Origin of the sequence: Holdemania filiformis (assembly GCF_003459085.1) — a bacterium.
Taxonomy (GTDB): Bacteria; Bacillota_I; Bacilli_A; order Erysipelotrichales; family Erysipelotrichaceae; genus Holdemania; species Holdemania filiformis.
Genome location: NZ_QRUP01000030.1, coordinates 38,423 through 45,385, shown reverse-complemented (window position 1 = coordinate 45,385; position 6,963 = coordinate 38,423). Strand labels below are relative to the sequence as shown.

The 6,963-nt window shown below is 54.6% G+C and carries 5 protein-coding genes and 1 riboswitch; of the genes, 1 reads left to right on the top strand and 4 read right to left on the bottom strand.

What is annotated here, in order from left to right:
- Positions 1–109: 109 nt before the first annotated feature.
- The 4 genes from DWY25_RS16665 to DWY25_RS16645 form a co-directional block, all read right to left on the bottom strand.
- Positions 110–1,879 carry an L-fucose isomerase gene (locus DWY25_RS16665; protein ID WP_117896187.1) on the bottom strand — a complete coding sequence of 590 codons (1,770 nt, stop codon included), beginning with the start codon at positions 1,877–1,879 and terminating at the stop codon, positions 110–112.
- A gap of 57 nt (positions 1,880–1,936) precedes the next feature.
- Entirely contained in the window at positions 1,937–3,421 is a 1,485-nt protein-coding gene (locus tag DWY25_RS16660) for a rhamnulokinase (protein ID WP_117896186.1), read from the bottom strand.
- 2 nt (positions 3,422–3,423) lie between these two features.
- Positions 3,424–4,110 (bottom strand): class II aldolase/adducin family protein, encoded by a 687-nt coding sequence (locus DWY25_RS16655; protein WP_006059654.1) that lies wholly within the window; start codon positions 4,108–4,110, stop codon positions 3,424–3,426.
- 355 nt (positions 4,111–4,465) lie between these two features.
- The gene (locus DWY25_RS16645; protein ID WP_181981886.1) at positions 4,466–5,671 is read right to left on the bottom strand and encodes a cation:proton antiporter; all 1,206 of its coding nucleotides are present in this window, start codon (positions 5,669–5,671) and stop codon (positions 4,466–4,468) included.
- A 71-nt stretch (positions 5,672–5,742) separates the two neighbouring features.
- Positions 5,743–5,816: riboswitch (Fluoride riboswitch) on the bottom strand.
- Positions 5,817–5,992: 176 nt separating this feature from the next.
- On the opposite strand from DWY25_RS16645, the gene DWY25_RS16640 reads away from it, so the two are divergent.
- Complete coding sequence (locus DWY25_RS16640; RefSeq protein ID WP_117896183.1) at positions 5,993–6,865, top strand: putative ABC transporter permease; 873 nt, start codon at positions 5,993–5,995, stop codon at positions 6,863–6,865.
- Positions 6,866–6,963: the final 98 nt, after the last annotated feature.

Sequence of the window (6,963 nt, the reverse complement as noted above, 5' to 3'; positions counted from 1 at the left end):
TGGCTGTGAGCTTATCGCTTCTTCTTATTTTCCTGATTTGTCACAGCCCCTTTATTTAGTTGTATCTTTAATTGTCTTTGAACGTTATTGGATATAAGAAAGGTTGTAGTTATTTATACAGCGGACCGTAAGCCGCGCAGGCTCGGTAGTCAGCGCCTTCCAGATCCTTTGTTCCGAAAGCCGCCCAGCTGTGTGGACGGAACAGATCGTCGTCGCTCAGATTGTGCATCGAAACCGGAATCCGCAGCATGCTTGCCAGTGTGATCAGATCCTTGCCGATATGACCATAAGTGAAGGTGCCGTGGTTGGCGCCCCAGTTGGCCATGACGGAATAAACGTCCTTAAACGCCGGATTGGCTTCGTCTAAGCGCGGAACGAACCAGGTTGTCGGCCACGTCGGATCGGTGCGCTGATCGAGAATCTTGTGCATTTCATCGTCCAGAACGACCGTCCAGCCCTCGGCGATCTGCATGACCGGGCCGATGCCCTGAACCAGATTCATCCGGACCATCGTGACCGGCATTTCCGCGTGGGTGCGGAAATGGGAGGAGAAGCCGCCGCCGCGGAAGTAGCCGAGATCCGCCGGACACCAGTCGGTCGCTTTCAGACACGCGTCGATGTCCGCGTCGGTCATTTCCCACCAGGTTTTCATGACGCCCTGGCCGTTTTCATCTTTCGCGCAGCCGGTGGCGTCCAGCGCCGCCGCACCGGAGTTGATCAGATGGATAAAGCCGTTGGCCGCCCGGCCTTCCGGTTTGCGTCCGACAACCCGTTCAACCGCTTCCGGACTCCAGTAGGTGCGTACGTCTGCGAAGATGGAAGCGCGGTGGTTCAGCAGCTTTTCAAACAACATTGCGACGCCGTTGAGCGTATCGTTTTCGGTAGCCAGTACCAGTGGTTCTTTCTTACCATTCCAGTTGAACGAGGAATTGGTAATCGCTTCGGCAAAGTCGCCGTTCGGCATGTAGTCGGTCCACATGCGCTGGCCCTGGAAGCCGCCCGCGATCGCGTTGCGGCCGATCGCTTCCTCATGCCGGCCGATGGCGTTCAGCTTGTCGTTGCCCAGCATGATGTCGCGGATGATCATTGTCATCTTCGTGACGAACTGCCACTGCTTTTCCTTATCCTCGGCGCTGTACGGCTTGGCGTTCTTATCGAAGCCTTCCGGACAGTTGGCCTTAACCCAGGCGTAAGCCCGTTCGTATTCTTCATGATCGTAGATTTCCAGATTGACGCGGCGGATGATTTCGGACATATCCACCCATTCCGCACGGATGCCTAAATACTTCTGGAAGAAATCCGGGTCGCAGCAGCTGCCCATGATGCCCATCGCAATCGCACCGATGTTGACATAAGCTTTGTTGCGCATTTCGCCGACCGCAATGGCGCAGCGGGCGAAGCGCAGAATCTTTTCCTGAACGTCGGCCGGAATCGAACGGTCGTCGGCATCCTGCACGTCATGACCATAAATGGAGAAGGCCGGCAGTCCCTTCTGGGCATGGGCCGCCATGACCGCCGCCAGATACACCGCGCCCGGCCGTTCGGTGCCATTGAAGCCCCAGACGGCCTTGACGGTTGTCGGATCGAGGTCCATTGTTTCTGAACCGTAGCACCAGCACGGCGTAACGGACAGGGTGCCGCAGACGTTTTCACGGCCGAACTTATCCGCGCACAGCGCCGCTTCCCGGCCGCCGCCGATCGTTGAGTCAGCGATCACGACCTGCACCGGCGTGCCGTCGGAATACGTCAGGTTGGCTTCAATCAAAGCTTTAGCGGCTTTGGCCATGCCCATCGTCTGTTCTTCGAGACCTTCGCGGATGCCGCCCCAGCGGCCGTCAATGGTCGGACGGATTCCAATCTTGCATTTGCTTAATTCCATCTCTGTTTGTTCTCCTTTTTCTGTTTTCTTATTTCCTATTTTAATAGGTAGTTCTGATCAGGCAACTTCGTAATCCAACGCCTGAGTTTTCAATTGTTTCAGTCGGACGATTTGGGAAGTCATGGAGGTCTGCGGAACAGCCGTCATGATTTTCTCACTGTTCTGAATCAGCGCGGTGATCTGCGCATGATCCGTTGCCAAACCTTCCGCAATCAGCTGCACGGCGATGTTGCCCAGCGCCGTGGCCTCGACCGGTCCGGCAATGACGCGCTTTCCGGTAGCGTCGGCGATCTTCTGGCGCAGCGTGGCGGACTGACAGCCGCCTCCAACCATATACAGCGTGTCTGAAGGCTGTCCTGTCAGGGCTTCCAGCTCGTCGAACGCCAGCTTCATCTGCGCGGCCAGGCTCTGGTAAACGCACCAGAACAGCTCGCCATGCGTCTGCGGCAGCGGCTGGCCGGTCGCTTTCAGATAGCTGTGAATCCGTTCAATCGTCTGGCCGAACTCGCGGAAGGTCGGAGCCTGGGTATCGATCAGGCCGCCGTAGCTCTGAGCTGGGTCCATCATCGCTTCAATTTCATCGTAGGTCAGGATCGTTCCCTGGCGTTCCAGCTCGGCCTTGCATTGCTGGATGATCCACAGCCCGGTCAGGTTGCGCACCAGCCGGGTCTTGCCGCCGGGGCTGCCTTCGTTGGAAACGCCCAGCCGGGCGCTGGCTTCGGTAATCACCGGCTGATCGAGAATCTGACCCGTGATCGCCCAGGTCCCGCAGCTTAAGAATAACGGATGGTCTTCCTCCGTCGGCAGCGCGTAGATCGCACTGGCCGTATCGTGCGCTCCGCACAACAGGACGTCGATCTCTCCGCAGCCGCACTCCGCGGCAATTTCCGGTTTTAACGTTCCCAATACCTCGCCCGGATAGCGCAGCGTCGCAAATAAATCCGGCCGCAGTCCTAACCGCTCAAGCAGCTTTGTATGAATGCCGGTACGCTCCGGATTGAGACATTGTGAGGTCGAGGCGATCGTGAACTCGCACGCCTGCTTTCCCGTCAGGAAATACCCGATCAGATCCGGCATGAACAACAGCCGATGCGCCCGTTCCAGCACTTCCGGCCGCTGGTTTTTCAAGGCTGCCAGCTGCATCAGCGTGTTGATTTCATCCGGCGTGTTGCCGGTCTGGGCAAACAGCTCCGGCATCGAAATGGTTTCACTTAACACATCCAGGATTCCGCGGGTCCGCTCATCGCGGTAACAGACTGGATTTTCAATCAGCCTGCCGCTTTTATCCAGCAGGCCGAAATCCACACCCCAGGTGTCGATTGCCAGTGATTTTACCTCGTAGCGCTGTGCGGCAAGGGCAATGCCTTTTTTGATTTGATTAAACAAGAATAAGACGTCCCAGTACAGCGAACCGCAGCAGGCCACCGGCTCGTTGGCAAACCGGTGGATCTCATGACAACGCAGCGTCTTTCCATCACTCAGCGCGGCGATCACACGGCCGCTGCTGGCGCCTAAGTCAATCGCAAGTACGCACGGTTCCATCGCTATTTCCCGGAATATTTCTTATAGCCCGGATGTTTTCCGGTGACGTGATACGTCGTGTCGCGCATCGTGACCAGCCGGTCGATGTTTTCCCGCGAAATGTCCTTGACCCCGCCTAACAGCCGGGCGTTCAACATGATTTTGGCTGTCAGCTCCAGCGTCTCCATGCGGTAATATGCGGTGATCAGATCGCAGCCGACCGTCAGCGCGCCATGGTTTTCCAATAAGATGACGTCGTGTTCCTTCAAAAACGGCGCGATGCCTTCCGGAACTTCATCCGTCGAGGGTGTACCGTACGGCGCGATCGGAACCGAGCCGATCGCAATGACCGATTCAATCATCGCGTAATCATCCATCGGCACATGCGCGCAGGCAAACCCGGTCGCGGTGGCCGGATGCGCGTGAACCACAGCGCCGACATCCTCACGTTCCTGATAACAGCGCAGGTGCATCTTGATTTCGCTGCTCGGCCGGTAGCCTTCTAATGCTTCCAGCACCTCGCCTTTACCATTGATTTTAATCAGCTTTTCCGGTGTGATAAAGCTCTTGGAGATGCCGGTCGGCGTCGCTAAATACAGATCCTCGCCGATCTTGACGGACACATTGCCGTCGTTGGCCGCAACCCAGCCCTGCTGCCACATTTTGTGACAAACGTCGCAGATCTGTTCACGGATTTCCTGTTCATTCATGATGTTTCATCCTCCCTATAAGATAATTGTGGCATAATCTTCCAGCGCATGCAAGCGCAGAATGAAACCGCTGACATCAGAAAAAAGACCGATAAAATCAGAAAGGAAAGAAACATGCCCAACCAGGCGCTTCTGTGAAATCATCGCGTTCAATGCGATCGGGAGTGCTCTTTGAATTTTCCGTGAAAATGCCGGAAAACAATGAATTTGAACGTGCCGGGATAAGCGCGATGAAGAGGAAAAACCAGATTCCGGATTCCGCTCAACGAGCTGAATTTCAAGAATACAAAGTTCCTCTGTAAAAAATTTTACACACAAAAAAGACGAACATTCTTCGTTCGTCTTCGATATCAATTCAAGATTCTGCCTCAGCGGGCAACGGCTCTGCTTTTTTCAGCCATTGCCGGTAAGTCAGATCGATCCCCAGCGCGCCCAACGGCGCTGTGATCAGAATTGCCATCACCGCCGCGCTTAAGACAAGCTCGCCGCAGGCCAAGCCCAGGCTCAGCGGAACCGCGCCGATCGCAGCCTGGACGGTCGCTTTCGGAGAATAGGCGATCATGCAGAAAAGCCGTTCTTTCCGGGTTAACGGAGTTTTGATCAGACAGACCGCCACGGCCGCCATCCGGCAGAGCAGCGCCGTCAAGATCAAAAGCATCAGCGGCCCGCCCGCCTTGAACAGATAGGCAGGATTGACGACCGCGCCGACCAGCACAAACAACATCATTTCTGCGCCGACCCACAGCCGTGAAAACTTCTGCGACAGCCGTTGGGCTAAAACGAGATACCGGCTGTAAATCGCGATCCCCATCGCCATCACCGCCAATAATCCGGAAAACGGAAGGATCGCTTTCAGCTGCGTTTCCGCTTCCAATAACAGAAATGCCGCGCTCATCAGGATTAACACCTTGATGGAATCGCGCAGATGCACGCTGCGGAAAAACCAGCACAGCATCAGCCCGATCAAGGCCCCGGTCAGCACGCCTGTGATGATGGAAACCGGGACGGGAAGCAGCGAGGCGGCCGTCATCTTTCCCCCTTGCGCCAAAGTCAGAAAGCTGGAAAACAACACGATGACAAACACGTCGTCGGCCGAAGCGCCGGCCATGATCATCTGCGGAATGGATTGATCCGTTCCGCGCTTTTCCTCCATCAGCTTCAACATCCGCGGCACGATCACCGCCGGGGAAACCGCCGCGATCACCGCACCCATGACCGCGCATTCCACCACGGATAACCCCAGCAGTCTTGGCCCCAGCAGAACATAACCGAGAATTTCCACCGCGGCCGGGACAAAGCAAAGCAGGATCGCCGGCCGGCCCACCCGTTTTAAATCGTTCAAATCCAGCGCCAGTCCGGCGCGCAGAAGAATCAGCACCAACGCCAGCTGCCGCAGCTCCGCCGCTATATTCATCAAGCTGTCAGATAACCAGTTTAAGCCATACGGGCCTAATAAAATTCCGGTTAAAATCATTCCCAGTAACCCTGGCAGCCGCAGCTGCTCCAGGATCTGGCTGAACAAAATTCCCACTAAAAACAACAATGCAAGACTGGTCAACATGTCCTTCTCCTCCTTTGATTTCTCCTGCTTTCCAGCGATAATCCACAAAAAAAGCTGACGACCTATGCGAAAAACACATAGAAGTCATCAGCTGAAACAGCGGTTTAGGCGGATTGCCAGGGGAGAAATCATTCCCTGTCTTTTATTAAACCCGATTTTGGACACAATGTCAAGATTGTAAGAAAACCGGCAGTTGTGAGGAAAAGCCGCAGCGTGTATAATGAGGTACAGGCATAAGCCTGGACTTTGTAGAAATCGAACTGGAAAGCGACTGAAAATCAGACGAACGGCGTAGAATAATCACGAAACAGGAGGGGTATTATGATCGAAACTCCGGCACAAGCGATAATCTTGTTTTTTATTTACAGCTTTTTAGGCTGGGTCTGCGAGTGTATTTATTGTTCTATCGGGCAGCGGAAATGGATTAACCGCGGCTTTTTAGCCGGCCCTTACTGCCCGATTTACGGCTTTGGCGGCGTTTTTGTACTGACGCTGCTGGAACCGGTGGCTGATTCGTTCGGCATGGTTTTTCTCTGGGGTGTTGTGATTACCAGCGCTTTGGAATATCTGACCAGTTATGTGATGGAGAAAATGTTTCATACCCGGTGGTGGGATTATTCCCGGTATCGTTTTAATCTCAACGGCCGGATCTGCCTGTTGAATTCGACGCTGTTCGGCCTGATGTGCCTGTTTGTGGTCTACGTCATTCACCCGCCGATCCTCAGCGCCGTCCAGCGGATTCCGTTGTCGCTGCTGTGGGTGATCAATGCCGCGCTGCTGATCTATTTCTCCACTGATGTGTTCAAAACCGTGCATGCGCTGCTGCGGCGAAACAAAGAATTTGTCGAGCTGGAAAAGTGTATGCAGGAGCTGCGTGAAGTGATGAAGAACGTCGGTCAGGTAGGCGAGGACGTGCCGTTTTACGAGCGGATTCAGGCAGTGATGGATTCGACGGACGCTGATGAACAGCTGTCGGCGATCATTGATAAGATGGTCAGCCGGATCGATCTGATGCCGAAGCGGACGTTTAAAATCCGTTCCCGTCTGAACAAGGCTTTCCCTTATCAGGTCAATCCGGAATTCTCCAATGAATTCCGCGCCTGGGTGGATCAGACCCGCAACCGTACAAAGAAGGCGATTAACGATAAAAAAGAAGCGATCGCTGAAAAGATCGAAAACACGCTGGGCCGCTGATTGCGGCCCTGTTTTCATGTGAGAATATCACTTGTTTGCGGAGGATCAGAAAAAAGTGCTCTTTCCCCATGGGAATCAGCACATTTTACCTTTCTTTA